We start from the raw sequence: 15113 nt of genomic DNA, 5'->3' as shown, positions 1-15113 counted from the left end.
TGTTGATTGAACCGCCGGGGGATTTCTCCGGACTGAGCGAGCCTAGCGTTCGTGAACGTAAGTCCCGGGCGCTGCCTCGGCTGATGGATAGGCTTTGTTGCCGAGCGCGGCCGGTGCCTTTTTCAACTTGCCCGAGCGGCTGGTCTGCCATTCCTGCCAGTGTAGCCACCAGGAATCAGTGTGCTTGGTGCCGTTTTCCTGCCAGACGGCCGGGTCCGCAGGCAATTCATCGTGCGTCATGTAACGCGACTTGGGGTTGCCCGGCGGGTTGAGAATGCTCTGGATGTGGCCGCTGCTGGACAGCACGAACTCGGTCTTGCCGCCAAACAGCCGCGCCGACTTGTAGCAGGAGGCCCACGGCGTGATGTGGTCGTTGGTGCCGGCCAGGCAGAACACATCGGCCGTCACCTGCTTGAGGTCGATCGGCGTGCCGCAGACTTCCAGCGCGTTGGGGCGGATCAGCGGATTGTTCTTGAACATCTCGATCAGATCGCCATGAAAAGCGGCGGGCAGGCGCGTGGTGTCGTTGTTCCAGAACAGAATGTCGAAGACCGGCGGTTCGTTGCCGAGCAGGTAATTGTTGACCCAGTAATTCCAGATCAGGTCGTTGGGGCGCATCCAGGCGAACACTTTGGCCATGTCGCGGCCTTCCAGCACGCCTGCCTGATAGGAGTGGCGCTTTGCGGTTTCGAGCGTCTGCTCGTCGACAAACAGCGCGACTTCGTTGTCCAGCGTGGTATCCAGAACGCTGACCAGCAGGGTCATGGCGTTGACTTTCTTTTCGCCCAGCGCCGCGTAATGCCCCAGCAGCGCGGTACAGGTGATCCCGCCCGAGCAGGCCCCGAGCATATTGATGTCTTTGCTGCCGGTGATCGCCAGCACCACATCGACCGCCTCCTTGAGCGCTTCGATGTAGGTCGACAGGCCCCATTCGCGCTGGGCCTTGGTCGGGTTGCGCCAACTGATGATGAAGGTCTGCACGTTACTGCGCAGGCAGAAGCGCGCGAGGCTTTTTTCCGGGCTCAGGTCGAAGACATAGAATTTGTTGATCTGCGGCGGGATCACCAGCAAGGGGCGCTCGTGAACCTGCTCGGTGATCGGCTTGTACTGGATCAGCTCCAGCACATCGTTGCGAAACACCACGGCACCTTCGCTGGTGGCCAGGTTCTTGCCGACCTCGAAAGCATCCATGTTGACCTGGCTCGGCATACCGCCGTTGTTTAGCAGATCCTTGGCCAGGTGTGACAAACCATCGAGCAGGCTTTTGCCGCCGGTCTCGAAGAAGCGCTTGACGGCTGCCGGATTGGCGGCAGAGTTGGTGGGCGACATGGCTTCGGTCATCAGATTGATCACAAAGTGAGCACGGCTGATGTCTTGGGGGGTGAGGTTGCTGCCGCCGATCCACTCGTGCAGTTCTTTGCGCCAGGCCAGGTAGGTCTGCAGGTAGCGGCGGTAAAGCGGGTTCTGGCTCCAGGCCGGATCAGCGAAGCGTCGGTCCTCGGGCGGCGGCTGCAAGGCGGACTTGCCGAACATCACGTTTCTGAGTTCGACGCCCAGGTGCGCGACGTGCTTGATGCTGTGAATCGGTTGCTTGAACGCCTGGCGCAGTACGAGGCGTGCGGTGCTCAGCAAGTCCTTGCGGCGCAGGCCTACTACCGGGTTCAGGCCTAGCGTGTGCTCAGAGGCCTGGCGCTGCAGTTCATCATCTTTCGGGTTACTCATCTACGACGCTCCATTGTCCTGAGACGAACACTGACATTCCTTGCCTGTGAACAGTGATACAGGCTGATAGCCAGTTCTACTGTCAATTTGCTGTGTGACTTTCTTCTGGACGATCCGACGCAGGAAACTTGCCAAAGTGACTGGTTACCCGAGATTTAAAAAAATCGCAAGCAGCGTCAGTCATCGACCGCTGCGCGGAACATTGAAACAAATTTGATTAGAACGCGCTTTCTAAAACGGCAAGCGGCAGGCCAGAGCGGCGGTGCTTGAATATGAAGGGGCGCGGGCAGGTGGGCCTGGAGGGGTCAGAGCATCAGCTTGATGACTTGCTCGGAAGGGTCGCGGGATTTGCCGGCTTTTTTCAACTCCTGCAAATAATCTTCCCACAGCGCCGCCTGGCGTATGGCCAGTTGGTACAGGTAGTCCCAAGTGAACAGTCCTGAGTCATGACCATCGTCGAAGGTCAGTTTCAGTGCGTATTGCCCCGCAGGTTCAACCTTGCTCAGGCCGACGCCCAGCTTGCCGAACTGCAGGATCGGCCGGCCATGCCCCTGAACTTCAGCAGACGGCGAATGCACGCGCAGAAACTCGGCAGGGAGGTGATATTCCTCATTTGCCGCGTATTTCAGCGTCAGGGTTTTAGAGGCTTTGTGCAGCTGGATAGCAGTGGGGAGCATTGAAAGCAGCCTCAAGTTTTAAGCTACAAGCTACAAGCTACAAGCTACAAGCTACAAGCTACAAGCTACAAGCTACAAGCAGAAGCAAAAGCAAAAGCAAAAAAGCTGCAGGAGTGAACGACCTCTTGCAGCTTGTAGCTCGCGTTTAAAGAATATAGCGCGACAGGTCTTCGTTTTCCGCCAGATTGCCAAGATGGCTGTTGACGTAGTCGGCATCGATTTCGATAGGCGCTGCGTCCGGGCTGATCGCCAGGTCGCCTGCGCTGAACGAAACTTCTTCCAGCAGACGCTCAAGCAGCGTGTGCAGGCGTCGGGCGCCGATGTTCTCGGTCTTCTCGTTGACCTGCCAGGCAATCTCGGCCAGACGTTTGATGCCATCGGGCTTGAATTCGATTTTCAGGCCTTCGGTCTTGAGCAGTTCGCGGTATTGCTCGGTCAGCGAAGCGTGTGGCTCGGTGAGGATGCGCTCGAAGTCCTGTGGCGACAGCGCTTTGAGCTCAACACGGATGGGTAGGCGGCCTTGCAGCTCGGGTACCAGATCACTCGGCTTGCTCAGGTGGAACGCACCCGAGGCGATGAACAGGATGTGGTCGGTCTTGACCATGCCCAGCTTGGTGTTCACCGTGCAGCCCTCGATCAGCGGCAGCAGGTCGCGCTGCACGCCTTCACGGGACACATCGACGCCGCCCGAGTTACCACGCTTGGCTACTTTGTCGATTTCGTCGATGAACACGATGCCGTGTTGCTCGACCGCTTCCAGCGCCTTGACCTTCAACTCTTCGTCGTTGACCAGGCGCCCGGCTTCTTCTTCGCGCACCAGCTTGAGTGCTTCCTTGACCTTGAGCTTGCGGCTCTTGGTCTTGCCTTTGCCCATGTTGGCAAACAGGCTCTGCAGCTGATTAGTCATTTCTTCCATGCCGGGCGGCGCGGAAATGTCGACACCAACGGCTTCGTTGATCTCGATTTCAATTTCCTTGTCGTCCAGCTGGCCTTCACGCAGGCGCTTGCGGAACAGTTGACGGGTGTTGGAGTCGCTGCTTTGCGCCGGGTCTTCGTTGAAACCGACGCGGGCAGGCGGCAGCAGTGCATCAAGGATGCGGTCTTCGGCAGCGTCTTCGGCGCGGTGGCGTACCTTGACGATTTCCTGTTCACGCAGCAGCTTGATGGCAGCATCGGCCAGATCACGGATGATCGACTCGACATCACGGCCTACATAGCCCACTTCGGTGAACTTGGTCGCTTCGACCTTGATGAACGGCGCATTGGCGAGCTTGGCAAGGCGCCGGGCGATTTCGGTCTTGCCGACACCGGTCGGGCCGATCATCAGGATGTTCTTGGGCGTCACTTCAACACGCAGTTCTTCGGGCAACTGCATGCGCCGCCAACGGTTGCGCAGGGCAATGGCAACGGCGCGCTTGGCATCGTCCTGGCCGATGATATGGCGGTTGAGTTCGTGGACGATTTCGCGGGGAGTCATGGACATGGTTATTCACGGCCCTCTGGCGCGATCAAGCCAATGGGGCCGCAGCATGTGCGGCCCGCAAGGGCTTAATCGGCGAGGTCCTGCTCCTCAATGGTGATGTTGTGGTTGGTGAACACGCAGATATCGCCAGCGATGTGCAAAGAGGTCTCGGCGATTTCGCGTGCTGAAAGATCAGTCTTGAGCAGCAGGGCGCGGGCAGCGGCCTGAGCGAATGCACCGCCGGAACCCATCGCGATCAGGCCATCTTCGGGCTCTACCACGTCGCCGTTGCCGGTGATGATCAAGGAGGCGTCCTTGTTGGCAACTGCCAGCATGGCCTCAAGCCGGCTCAGCGAGCGGTCGGTACGCCAGTCCTTGGCCAGCTCGACGGCTGCGCGAACCAGGTGCCCCTGGTGTTTTTCCAGTTGGGCTTCAAAACGCTCGAACAGCGTGAAGGCATCGGCGGTCGCGCCAGCAAATCCGGCGATCACTTCACCGTGATACAGGCGGCGCACCTTCTTGGCGTTGCCTTTCATGACGGTGTTGCCCAGGGAAACCTGGCCGTCGCCGGCCATGACGACTTTACCGTGGCGGCGCACTGAAACGATGGTGGTCAAGGGAGAGTCTCCACACTGCGGGGCGAAAATGCCCTGATGCAAACTCATATGGGGGTGTGGGTGAGTATTTCAACCTTGGGGGTGAATCGGGGGGAATGACCGTATGATTCTTGTCCCAACCCTTTAAGCGGACCGGGCGACGCTTCGTTTGTCCGCGATCTCCCGGTTTTTGTAGCAGACAGAAGGCCGTTTTTGATTCTGCCCAACGGGCGTAGGAGCGGACTTGTCCGCGATGGGCTGCGAAGCGGCCCCCAAACAGGCTGCTTTGGCTGGGTCTGATACACCGATGCGGCTGGTTTTGCTGCCGGTTCCCGGCAGATCGCGGACAAGTCCGCTCCTACGCCCTTCGGGCAGAAGCTCCGTTCTCCGTACTCATCGAAAACACGCGATGAGCACGGAAACAGCGGCGCTTTGGCTAGCGACTCTGGCGCTGTTGCAACAACAGGTTACTAAAACCGCCGCCTGCCAGTTGTTTCTGGGCGGTGGTCAGTTGTTCGCGGTTGCTGAACGGGCCGACCAATACGCGGTACCAGGTTTCATCCTTCACCGTGCCGGACTCCACTGTCGAAGTCTGTCCCAGCAGGATGATTTGCGCGCGGACTTTCTCGGCGTCAGCCTGTTTGCGGAACGAGCCCGCCTGCAGGAAGAACGTCGTGACCGCCGCTGGCTTGGTGGTGGCGACGGGCGGAGCCGGTGGCGGCGTCAGGCCGCTGAGGGCTGCCTGGGCGCGTGCCGTGTCGATCTTGGCAGCCTGTTCGGGCGAAACCGGGGCGGTCGGTGCCACAGGCGGCGGCGTCTTCTCCGGGACCGCTTCGTTGGGCACGATCACTTCCGATTCCGGCAGCAGCGTGTAGAAGTCGTACTTCGGCTTGACCGGCGCAGTGGGGCTCGGTGGCGTCTTGTTCGCTTCGGCGATCTTCGCGGCCTTGGCGTCCGCCTTGACCCGCTTGACGTCTTCGCCGCCCGGTTCGAGCTTCATCAGAAAGACCACGAATGCGCCCACGGTCAAGCCAATCGCCAGCCACAACCATCCTGGAATCGGCTTCTTCGCGGGTGCCTGATAACGGCTGGCGCCCCGCTTGGGTGCCGGTTTTTTCTTCGCAACTGCCAACTTACATACGCTCCAGAGTTTCCAGACCCAACAGATCCAGGCCTTGCTTGAGGGTGCGGCCGGTCAGGGCAGCCAGACGCAGACGGCTCTGCTGCTGATCGGGATTTTCCGCACCAAGGATCGGGCAGTTTTCGTAAAAGCTCGAAAACAGGCCCGCAAGGTCATACAGGTAAGCACAAAGTACGTGCGGTGTGCCTTTTTCTGCGACGTTATTCAGTGTTTCGTTGAACTGCGCCAAGCGTGCAGCCAGTTCCTGCTCCTGCGGCGCCTCAAGGACGATGTGCCCTTTGCTGGCGTCGAAAGGCGTGCCCAGCTTGCGGAATACGCCGGCTACACGGGTGTAGGCATACAACAGGTAAGGCGCAGTATTGCCTTCAAAGCTCAGCATCTGATCGAAGTTGAAGCTGTAATCGCTGGCGCGGTGCTTGGACAGGTCGGCGTATTTCACCGCGCTGATGCCCACGGCCTTGGCAATGCTGCGCAGCTCGGCCTCGGCGACTTGCGGGTTCTTTTCCTTGACCAGCGTGTAGGCGCGCTCTTGGGCTTCATCGAGCAGGTCGATGAGCTTGACCGTGCCGCCGTCGCGGGTCTTGAACGGACGGCCGTCGGCCCCGTTCATAGTGCCAAAACCCATGTGTTCCAGTTGCATGCCTTCGTGGACGAAACCGGCGCGGCGAGCCACTTCAAACACCTGCTGGAAGTGCAGCGCCTGACGCTGGTCGACAAAATACAGTGCGCGGTCGGCCTTGAGCACTTTACTGCGGTAGCGAATGGCGGCCAGGTCGGTGGTGGCGTACAGATAACCGCCACCGGCCTTTTGCACGATCACCGGCAGGGGCGTGTCATCGGCGGTGCGAAATTCTTCGAGGAACACGCACTGTGCGCCATTGCTTTCAACCAGCAGGCCAGCGGCTTTCAGGTCGTTGACGACATTGGCCAGGTCATCGTTATAGGCACTTTCGCCCATGACATCGGCCGGGGTCAGTTTGACGTTGAGGCGCTCGTAGGTTTGTTGGCAGTGCGACAGCGAAATATCCTTGAAGCGCGTCCACAGCGTCAGGCATTCGGCATCGCCGGCTTGCAGCTTGACCACCAGCCCGCGAGCCCGCTCGGCGAACTCTTCTGACTCGTCAAAGCGTTGTTTGGCGGCGCGGTAGAAGTTTTCCAGGTCTGACAGCTCGTCGCTGGTCGCCGGTTTTTCCTGCAGATAGGCCAGCAGCATACCGAACTGGGTGCCCCAGTCGCCGACATGGTTCTGGCGAATGACCGTGTCACCGAGAAACTCGAGAACGTTGGCCACGCCGTCGCCAATGATGGTCGAGCGCAGGTGCCCTACGTGCATTTCCTTGGCCAGATTGGGTGCCGACAGATCGACCACCACACGCTGGGCTGCGCCAGCCTTGCGGACCGACAGTTGCGGGTCGGCCAGGGCGGCGTCGAGGCGCGAAGCCAGCGCGGCCGTGTTCTGGAAAAAATTCAGAAAGCCCGGCCCGGCAATTTCGACCTTGCTGACCTGCTCGTCGGCAGGCAGCGCGGCGATCAGCTTTTCAGCCAGATCGCGGGGCTTCATGCCGGCAGGCTTGGCGAGCATCATCGCGATATTGCTGGCGAAGTCGCCGTGGGTCTTGTCACGGGCGTTTTCCACCTGGATCGCCGGCGTCAGCCCTTCTGGCAAGACGCCCTCGGTGACAAGACGGGTCAGGGCTTGTTGAATCAGCTGGCGAATGGTGTCTTTCATGAGGCTCTCTTCGACCGCAAGCGCGGTGGCGCTTCATTGCGCGGGTGGAAAAACTCCGCATTATCCGTTGCCGGAGCCTGCTTGCCAACGGCGTGCCTTAATAAAGATCCACCGGGTCCACATCCAGCGACCATCGGACCTGTCGCCCGCTTGGCATTTGCTCCAGTGCCAGCAGCCAGCTGCCGAGCAATTTGTGCAGCGGCGCGCGCGCGCTGGACTGCACCAGCAACTGCGCCCGATAACGCCCGGCGCGGCGCTCCATCGGTGCCGGAATAGGCCCCAGCAGCTCGATGCCGCCCAGCTGCATCTGCGCCACCAACTGCTCGGCATCGCTGCAGGCCTGATCGAGAAAGGCCTCGGCCTGCCCCGGTTTGTGTGCTTCGGCGCGCAGCAGCGCAAGGTGGGAAAACGGTGGCAGGCCCGCCGAGCGGCGTTCGCTCAGGGCTTGTTCGGCGAAGGCGAAATAGCCCTGTTCGGTGAGCTGGATCAACAGCGGATGGTCGGCCAGATGAGTCTGGATGATCACCTTGCCCGGCTCTTCGGCACGCCCGGCACGCCCGGCCACCTGCACAATCAGCTGCGCCATGCGCTCGCTGGCGCGGAAGTCACCGGAAAACAGCCCGCCGTCGGCGTCCAGAATCGACACCAGTGTCACACGGGGAAAGTGATGCCCTTTGGCGAGCATCTGCGTGCCGACCAGAATGCACGGCTGACCGCGCTGGATGGTCGCGAACAACTGGTTCATGGCGTCCTTGCGCGAGGTGCTGTCGCGGTCGACGCGCAACACGGGAAAGTCCGGGAACAGAATCGCCAGCCGCTCTTCGGCGCGTTCGGTGCCTGCGCCTACCGGGCGCAAATCCACCTTGCCGCAGGACGGACACTGGCGCGGCACACGCTCGACATAGCCACAATGGTGGCAACGCAACTCGCCCGAGCGTTGGTGCACGGTCATGCGTGCATCGCAGCGCTGGCAGCCGGACATCCAGCCGCAGTCATGGCACAGCAGGGTCGGCGCAAAGCCGCGGCGGTTGAGAAACACCAGCACTTGCTGACCTGCTGCCAAGGTCTGGCCGATGGCCTGTTGCATCGGACCGGAAATGCCGCTGTCCAGCGGCCTGCTCTTGACGTCCAGACGCATGAAGCGCGGCTGTTGCGCGCCACCTGCGCGCTGGTTCAGGCGCAGCAGGCCATAGCGTCCGGTGTAGGCGTTGTGCAGGCTTTCCAGTGAGGGCGTGGCCGAGCCGAGCACAATCGGGATGTTTTCCTGGCGTGCCCGCACCAGCGCCAGGTCGCGGGCGTGATAGCGCAGGCCTTCCTGCTGTTTATAGGAGCCGTCGTGTTCTTCGTCGATGATGATCAGGCCAGGGTTCTTCATCGGCGTGAACAATGCCGAGCGCGTACCGATAATAATGTCGGCTTCGCCATCGCGGGCGGCCAGCCAGGCATCCAGCCGTTCACGGTCGTTGACGGCCGAGTGCACCAGCGCGATGCGGGCATTGAAACGTTGTTCAAAGCGCGCCAGGGTTTGTGGCCCCAGGTTGATCTCCGGGATCAGCACCAGCGCCTGTTTGCCGGCTTCAAGGGTTTCGCGAATCAGCTGCAGATAGACTTCGGTCTTGCCACTGCCCGTGACGCCCGCCAATAAAAACGCATGGAAGCTGTCGAACCCGGCACGAATGGCTTCGTAAGCGGCGCGTTGCTCGGTGTTGAGGGGTAACTCCGGCTGCGCCAGCCAGTGTTCATGGCGTGCGCTGGGCGCGTGACTGCGCACCTCGACGTATACCAATTCTTTGGCCAGCAACAGGTTGAGGCTGTCCTTGTTAAGCAACAGTTTGCCGAGCAGTTGATGCGCCACGCCATGCGGGTGCTGGGCGAGGGTGGTCAGCGCTTCACGCTGCTTGGGCGCACGGGCGATACGCGGGTCATCGACACTGGCATTGGCGGCCACATGCCAGAAGCGTTCCTGGCGGCTTTCGGCCAGCTCGCCCTGACGCAGCAGCACGGGCAGCGCCCAGCTCAGCGTGTCACCCAGGCTGTGCTGATAATACTGCGACGTCCACAGGCACAGCTTGAACAGCGCGGGCGGCAGCGGTGCTTCGCTGTCGAGCAGGGCGATGGCGGGCTTGAGCTTGTCGGCGGGCACTTCGCTGTGATCGACCACCTCCACCAGAATCCCGATCATTTCTCGCCGTCCGAACGGCACCCGCAGACGCATGCCCGGCTGCAAAGCGCTGCGCAGCACGCCAGCCGGGGCACGGTAGTCGAACAGGCGGCGAAGCGGCGAGGGCAGGGCAAGGCGCAGGATGGCGTCGGGCACGCGATGTTTCCCTGTGGTGGTCTGTAATAAGAAGGCGCGATCTTAGCAGACGACCGGTGAGAAGGTTCGCTTGCGTCGTTGCAATTGTCTGGTACTATCCGCAGCCTATTTCCGTGCGGTATTCAACAATAGTGTTGGGTGGCGGCACGTTAGACTGAGGAAGTACCGATGAAGGCTGATATCCATCCAGTTTACGAAGCCATTGACGCGACCTGCAGCTGCGGCAATGTCATCAAAACCCGTTCCACCCTGACCGGCCCTTTGAGCCTGGACGTGTGCAACGAATGTCACCCGTTCTACACCGGCAAGCAAAAAACGCTTGATATCGGCGGCCGTGTTGACAAGTTCAAGTCCCGTTTCGGTGCGTTCGGCGCAACCAAAGCGAAGCAGGACTGATAGCAAGACTGGTTGCCCCTTGGGCATTTCCAGACTGCTTGAAAAGGCGCCCCTTGTGGGCGTCTTTTTTATGTCCGCGATTTGGCTGTCTGGTGCTCAGGCCTTCTGCCCGGCACCTGCTTCGTTGCCGGTTGCTCACGTGCAGCGCGTGGTAGATGGCGACACGCTACGCCTGACCGACGGCCGCAATGTGCGCATGATCGGCCTCAATACCCCTGAAACCGGCAAGAAAGGCCGCTCTGCCGAGCCATTCGCCGAGGCCGCCAAAAAGCGCCTGCAAGCGCTGGTGGACAAAAGCGGCGGGCAAATCAGCCTGCGTGTCGGTCAGCAGGGCAAGGATCATTACGGCCGCACGCTGGCCAACGTTTATGGCCGCAATGGCGACAATCTTGAAGCGCAGTTGCTCAGTGAAGGGCTGGGCTATCTGGTCGCTGTCGCGCCCAACGTGGCACTGGTCGATTGCCAGCAAAGCGCCGAGCGTGAGGCGCGTCAGGCCAGGCGCGGGGTGTGGCGCAATTCGCCGGTGCAGCCTTCCGACAAACTACGCAAAGGCGGCTTTGCAGTGGTGTCTGGCAAGGTCAGGAGCGTGCAGCGTAATCGCGGTGGCATCTGGATCGAACTACACGGTTCGCTGGTGCTGCGCGTTGCCCCTGATCAGGCGTTCAGGTTCGATATGGAGGCGCTTGAGCGTCTCAAGGGTCGGCAAATTGAAGCGCGCGGCTGGGTGATTGATCGTTCTGGCCGAGGTGGCTTGAAGGCCGGGCAGTCGCGCTGGATGATCGCGTTGAGCCATCCGGCAATGCTGAGCCTTTAGAGGCTGATGGTAGAAATCAGCAGGCAGGCGACCAGCGGTCAGGCATCTAAGCGTAAAGTCTAATCCAGTACCTATTGACAGCAGTGACTGGCCAGTCTTGTTAGGACTATGCATCTTGCGTATCCTCGGCGGTCCGTCTGTCCCACAGTAAAAAAGCGGAATCCAATACATGTCAGATTTGAAAACTGCCGCGCTCGAATACCATGCCAATCCTCGTCCGGGGAAGCTGAGCGTCGAACTCACCAAGCCGACCGCAACCGCTCGTGACCTGGCTCTGGCCTACAGCCCTGGCGTTGCTGAACCCGTGCGTGAAATTGCCCGTGACCCCGAGCTGGCTTACAAGTACACCGGCAAAGGCAACCTGGTAGCAGTTATTTCCGATGGCACCGCGATTCTCGGCCTCGGCGATCTGGGCCCATTGGCCTCCAAGCCGGTTATGGAAGGTAAAGGGGTTCTGTTCAAGCGTTTCGCCGGTATCGACGTTTTCGATATCGAAGTCGATTCCGAAAGCCCGCAAGCGTTCATCGACACCGTCAAGCGTATCTCCATCACCTTCGGTGGCATCAACCTGGAAGACATCAAGGCACCTGAGTGCTTTGAGATCGAGAAAGCACTGATCGAACAGTGCGACATCCCGGTTTTCCACGATGACCAGCACGGCACCGCTATCGTGACCGCAGCCGGCATGATCAACGCACTGGAAATCGTCGGCAAAAGCCTTGAGTCCGCGAAGATCGTCTGCCTGGGCGCTGGCGCAGCTGCCATCTCTTGCATGAAGCTGCTGGTGAGCATGGGCGCGAAGATCGAAAACATCTTCATGGTTGACCGTACCGGCGTGATCCACTCCGGCCGTACCGACCTGAACCAGTACAAGGCGGTGTTCGCTCACGCCACCGAGAAGCGCTCGCTGACCGATGCACTGGATGGCGCTGATGTATTTGTGGGCTTGTCCGGTCCTAACCTGCTGAGCGCTGAAAATCTCAAGTTGATGGCCAAGGACCCGATCGTGTTCGCCTGCTCGAACCCGGACCCGGAAATCTCCCCGGAGCTGGCTCACGCCACCCGCAGCGACGTGATCATGGCGACCGGCCGTTCGGACTACCCGAACCAGGTCAACAACGTGCTGGGCTTCCCGTTCATCTTCCGTGGTGCACTGGACGTTCGCGCCAAGCGCATCAACGAAGAGATGAAAATCGCCGCAGCCAACGCCCTGCGTGAACTGGCCAAGCTGCCGGTTCCTCAGGAAGTCTGCGACGCTTATGGCGGTATCAAGCTGGAATTCGGTCGTGAATACATCATCCCGAAACCAATGGACACCCGTCTGCTGGGCCTGATCGCCGACGCTGTTGCCAAGGCTGCCATCGAAAGCGGCGTTGCGACCCTGCCGTATCCGAAGCACTACCCGCTGACCAGCGTGGACGACGTGTTCAACGGCTGATCCCGCCGCAATAAAAAACCCCTGCAGCGATGCAGGGGTTTTTTTATGTCTTGAGTAGCGCTTAAAGCGGACGCAGAGCATCCAGGGCTGCATGCGACGCGGAGCGTCTCACGGTAGTTGACGGCGATGGGCCCAACATCTTCGCGAGCAAGCTCGCACACAAGGCCTGTGTATGACCGTGAGTGCGGAGCCTGCGGCGTATCAGAACAAGTCGATCGGCGCGGACTCGTCTGCTGGCAGCGGGCTGCCGGGTGCGCTACCGCCGCCCAGTTCGTTGACGCTTGGCGGTGTGTCTTCGCTTTTGAACAGCTCGAAGAACGCGTTTGGCGTGCTCGGTGTGGCCGCGCGGCCGCTCAGCGGGTCGACGCGCAGGCTGAGGATGCCAGACGGTTCGGCCTGCTGATGGGGTGGTTTGTCCTTGAGCGCGGCGCTCATGTAGTCCATCCAGATCGGCAGCGAGACCGTACCGCCAAATTCATGACGGCCAAGGCTCTCAGGCTGATCGAAACCGCTCCACACCGTCGTGACGTAATCCGCGTTGTAGCCGGAGAACCATGCATCCTTGGAATCGTTGGTCGTACCGGTCTTGCCTGCAATGTCCGGCCGGTTCATCGACAAGGCGCGACGCCCGGTGCCGCGCTTGATCACGTCCTGCAGCATGCTGTTCAGAATGTACGTGGTGCGCCCATCCACAATGCGCTCGGCAACGGCTGGCGCTTGCGGTTGGGCCGGTGAGCCCGGAGGGCCTGCGACTACGCTCGGGCTGTCATGCACGGCAAAGGTCGACGTATTGGGCGCCGTATTCACGTCATTGACCGGAACGCTAGGCGGGTTGGCGACAAACAGCGTCTGGCCGTCACGGTTCTCGATGGTCTGGATCAGGTAAGGGCTGACCTTGTAACCGCCGTTGGCAAAGGTCGCCCAGCCGGTAGCGATTTCCATCGGGGTCAGTGTGGCCGTACCGAGTGCCAGCGACAGGTTGCGTGGCAGATCCTGCTTGGCAAAACCGAAGCGAGTAATGTAGTCGATGGTGCTATCGACGCCCAGCGCCTGCAGCAGGCGGATAGAAACCAGGTTGCGCGACTTGTACAGCGCTTCGCGCAGGCGGATCGGGCCGAGGAAGGTGTTGGTGTCATTTTTCGGGCGCCATACCTTGTCCAGGTACTCGTCGACGAACACGATCGGCGCGTCGTTCACCAGGCTGGAGGCGGTGTAGCCGTTATCCAGCGCGGCGCTGTAAATAAATGGCTTGAAGCTGGAGCCCGGCTGACGCTTGGCCTGCATGGCCCGGTTGTAGTTGCTCTGCTCGAAAGCAAAACCGCCGACCAGGGCGCGGATGGCGCCATTTTGCGGGTCGAGGGAAACCAGAGCGCTTTGCGCGACGGGAATTTGACTGAATTTCAGCGAGCCATCGTCCTGACGCAGCAGGCGAACCAGATCACCCACCTTCGCAACATCGCCAGGCTGCTTGGGATTGGCGCCCAGGCTGTTGGTGTTCAGATAAGGACGCGCCCACTTCATGCTGGCCCAATCGACGGTTTCTTCCTTCTCGCCATTGCGGGTCAAAACGCGCAGACCGGTCTTGTCGATCTGGGTGACGATGGCCGGCTCCAGGCCGTTGATCGTGCGCTGTTTGGTCAGCTCCTGCGTCCAGCCGGCGCGGGTCATGCCCGGGAAGCGGCTTTCAGGCCCGCGATAGCCGTGGCGTTGATCGTAGTCGATCAAGCCCTGCTGGATGGACTTGTTGGCGTGCTCCTGCAGGTCGCTCGGCACCGTGGTCGTGACGCGGAAGCCCTCTGTATAGGCCTCGCTGCCATAACGGCCGACCATTTCGGCGCGGGCCATTTCAGCGATGTACGGCGCGTTCACTTCCGGTGTCGGTACGTGATAACTGGCGTTGAGCGGCTCGTTGAGCGCTGCCTGATACGCAGCCTGGTCGATTTTGCCCAGACGGAACATGCGCCCCAGAATCCAGTCGCGACGCTCTTTGGCACGGGTTGCATTGGCGAGTGGGTTGAAGCGTGACGGCGCCTTGGGCAAACCGGCAATCATGGCCATTTGCGCAAGGCTTACATCGCGAATCGATTTGCCATAGTAGACTTGCGCCGCCGCCTCGATGCCGTAGGCGCGGTTACCCAGATAAATCTTGTTCACGTACAGCTCGAGAATCTCGTCTTTGGTGAGTTGGCGCTCGATTTGCAAGGCGAGAAGGATCTCTGTGGTTTTGCGCGAAAAGCTTCGTTCGCTGGTCAGGAAAAAGTTTTTCGCGACCTGCATGGTGATGGTACTGCCGCCTGACTGAATATGACCGCTCTTCACCAATTGGGTGGCGGCGCGCATCAGGCTGCTGGGGTCAACGCCATAGTGGTTGGCGAAGTTGTCGTCTTCGGCCGATAACAGCGCGTTGATGAAGTTGGGCGGGATTTCGGCAAAGCGAATCGGGGTCCGGCGCATCTCGCCGAACTCGGCAATCAGCTTGCCGTCGCTGCTGAACACGCGCAGGGGAATTTGCAGTTGAATGCTTCGCAGCGCTTCGACAGAGGGCAGGGTCGGGCTCAGATACAGAAACGCGCCGCTCAGGCCGAGTAACAGCGAGCAGAATACCGCGACGAGGGACCACCAGAAAAACTTCAGCAGGCGTATCAAGGCTTTTGGATTTCCAGAAAAAATAATGGGTTAAGCGCAGGCATTTACAAATGAACACGCCTTGAAGCTTTCTTAAATGAAAAAAACGCTGGGCATTATAAGCATTTTTCGTCCCCGAGCGTGATTTGCGCTACTGTCAAGGCTGTCGACAGTGACGTTGACCCGAAATAACTCC

General features: G+C 60.2%; 11 protein-coding genes. 3 read left to right on the top strand and 8 right to left on the bottom strand.

What is annotated here, in order from left to right:
* Nucleotides 1-42 precede the first annotated feature (42 nt).
* The 7 genes from phaC to QRN38_RS14330 all read right to left on the bottom strand — a co-directional run bounded on the left by phaC (nucleotide 43) and on the right by QRN38_RS14330 (nucleotide 9644).
* Complete coding sequence (gene phaC / locus QRN38_RS14360; protein WP_057418324.1) at nucleotides 43-1722, bottom strand: class II poly(R)-hydroxyalkanoic acid synthase; 1680 nt, start codon at nucleotides 1720-1722, stop codon at nucleotides 43-45.
* Nucleotides 1723-2027: 305 nt separating this feature from the next.
* Nucleotides 2028-2399, bottom strand: a complete 372-nt coding sequence (locus tag QRN38_RS14355; protein WP_024667496.1) for a gamma-butyrobetaine hydroxylase family protein — start codon at nucleotides 2397-2399, stop codon at nucleotides 2028-2030.
* A 145-nt stretch (nucleotides 2400-2544) separates the two neighbouring features.
* Nucleotides 2545-3882: an ATP-dependent protease ATPase subunit HslU gene (hslU, locus tag QRN38_RS14350; protein WP_057418325.1), complete on the bottom strand. Its 1338-nt coding sequence runs from the start codon at nucleotides 3880-3882 to the stop codon at nucleotides 2545-2547.
* A 65-nt stretch (nucleotides 3883-3947) separates the two neighbouring features.
* Nucleotides 3948-4478: an ATP-dependent protease subunit HslV gene (hslV, locus tag QRN38_RS14345; RefSeq protein ID WP_003378861.1), complete on the bottom strand. Its 531-nt coding sequence runs from the start codon at nucleotides 4476-4478 to the stop codon at nucleotides 3948-3950.
* Nucleotides 4479-4893: 415 nt separating this feature from the next.
* The gene (locus tag QRN38_RS14340) at nucleotides 4894-5589 is read right to left on the bottom strand and encodes an SPOR domain-containing protein (protein ID WP_005621218.1); all 696 of its coding nucleotides are present in this window, start codon (nucleotides 5587-5589) and stop codon (nucleotides 4894-4896) included.
* A 1-nt stretch (nucleotide 5590) separates the two neighbouring features.
* A complete protein-coding gene (gene argS / locus QRN38_RS14335) occupies nucleotides 5591-7327 on the bottom strand; it encodes an arginine--tRNA ligase (RefSeq protein ID WP_007245592.1) in 1737 nt (578 codons plus the stop codon).
* Nucleotides 7328-7424: 97 nt separating this feature from the next.
* The gene (locus tag QRN38_RS14330) at nucleotides 7425-9644 is read right to left on the bottom strand and encodes a primosomal protein N' (RefSeq protein WP_005765511.1); all 2220 of its coding nucleotides are present in this window, start codon (nucleotides 9642-9644) and stop codon (nucleotides 7425-7427) included.
* 168 nt (nucleotides 9645-9812) lie between these two features.
* Between QRN38_RS14330 and rpmE the strand changes: the two genes are divergently transcribed.
* The 3 genes from rpmE (at nucleotide 9813) to QRN38_RS14315 (ending at nucleotide 12292) form a co-directional block, all read left to right on the top strand.
* Complete coding sequence (gene rpmE / locus QRN38_RS14325; protein ID WP_003378857.1) at nucleotides 9813-10040, top strand: 50S ribosomal protein L31; 228 nt, start codon at nucleotides 9813-9815, stop codon at nucleotides 10038-10040.
* 19 nt (nucleotides 10041-10059) lie between these two features.
* Complete coding sequence (locus tag QRN38_RS14320) at nucleotides 10060-10854, top strand: thermonuclease family protein (RefSeq protein WP_057418326.1); 795 nt, start codon at nucleotides 10060-10062, stop codon at nucleotides 10852-10854.
* A 169-nt stretch (nucleotides 10855-11023) separates the two neighbouring features.
* Complete coding sequence (locus QRN38_RS14315; protein ID WP_003378855.1) at nucleotides 11024-12292, top strand: malic enzyme-like NAD(P)-binding protein; 1269 nt, start codon at nucleotides 11024-11026, stop codon at nucleotides 12290-12292.
* 201 nt (nucleotides 12293-12493) lie between these two features.
* Here QRN38_RS14315 and QRN38_RS14310 read toward each other — a convergent pair whose 3' ends face one another.
* Nucleotides 12494-14935, bottom strand: coding sequence for a penicillin-binding protein 1A (locus QRN38_RS14310; RefSeq protein WP_375232259.1), 2442 nt, complete (start codon nucleotides 14933-14935; stop codon nucleotides 12494-12496).
* Nucleotides 14936-15113 lie beyond the last annotated feature (178 nt).

It is taken from the genome of Pseudomonas sp. CFBP2511 (assembly GCF_030209255.1).
In the GTDB taxonomy this organism is placed as follows: domain Bacteria; phylum Pseudomonadota; class Gammaproteobacteria; order Pseudomonadales; family Pseudomonadaceae; genus Aquipseudomonas; species Aquipseudomonas avellanae.
This window is presented reverse-complemented; position numbering and strand designations above follow the sequence as displayed.

Coding starts and splice junctions, on each gene's coding strand:
- QRN38_RS14355 (WP_024667496.1), bottom strand. CDS start 2,399: ATGCTCCCCACTGCTATCCAGCTGCACAAAGCCTCTAAAACCCTGACG.
- rpmE (WP_003378857.1), top strand. CDS start 9,813: ATGAAGGCTGATATCCATCCAGTTTACGAAGCCATTGACGCGACCTGC.
- phaC (WP_057418324.1), bottom strand. CDS start 1,722: ATGAGTAACCCGAAAGATGATGAACTGCAGCGCCAGGCCTCTGAGCAC.
- argS (WP_007245592.1), bottom strand. CDS start 7,327: ATGAAAGACACCATTCGCCAGCTGATTCAACAAGCCCTGACCCGTCTT.
- hslU (WP_057418325.1), bottom strand. CDS start 3,882: ATGTCCATGACTCCCCGCGAAATCGTCCACGAACTCAACCGCCATATC.
- QRN38_RS14315 (WP_003378855.1), top strand. CDS start 11,024: ATGTCAGATTTGAAAACTGCCGCGCTCGAATACCATGCCAATCCTCGT.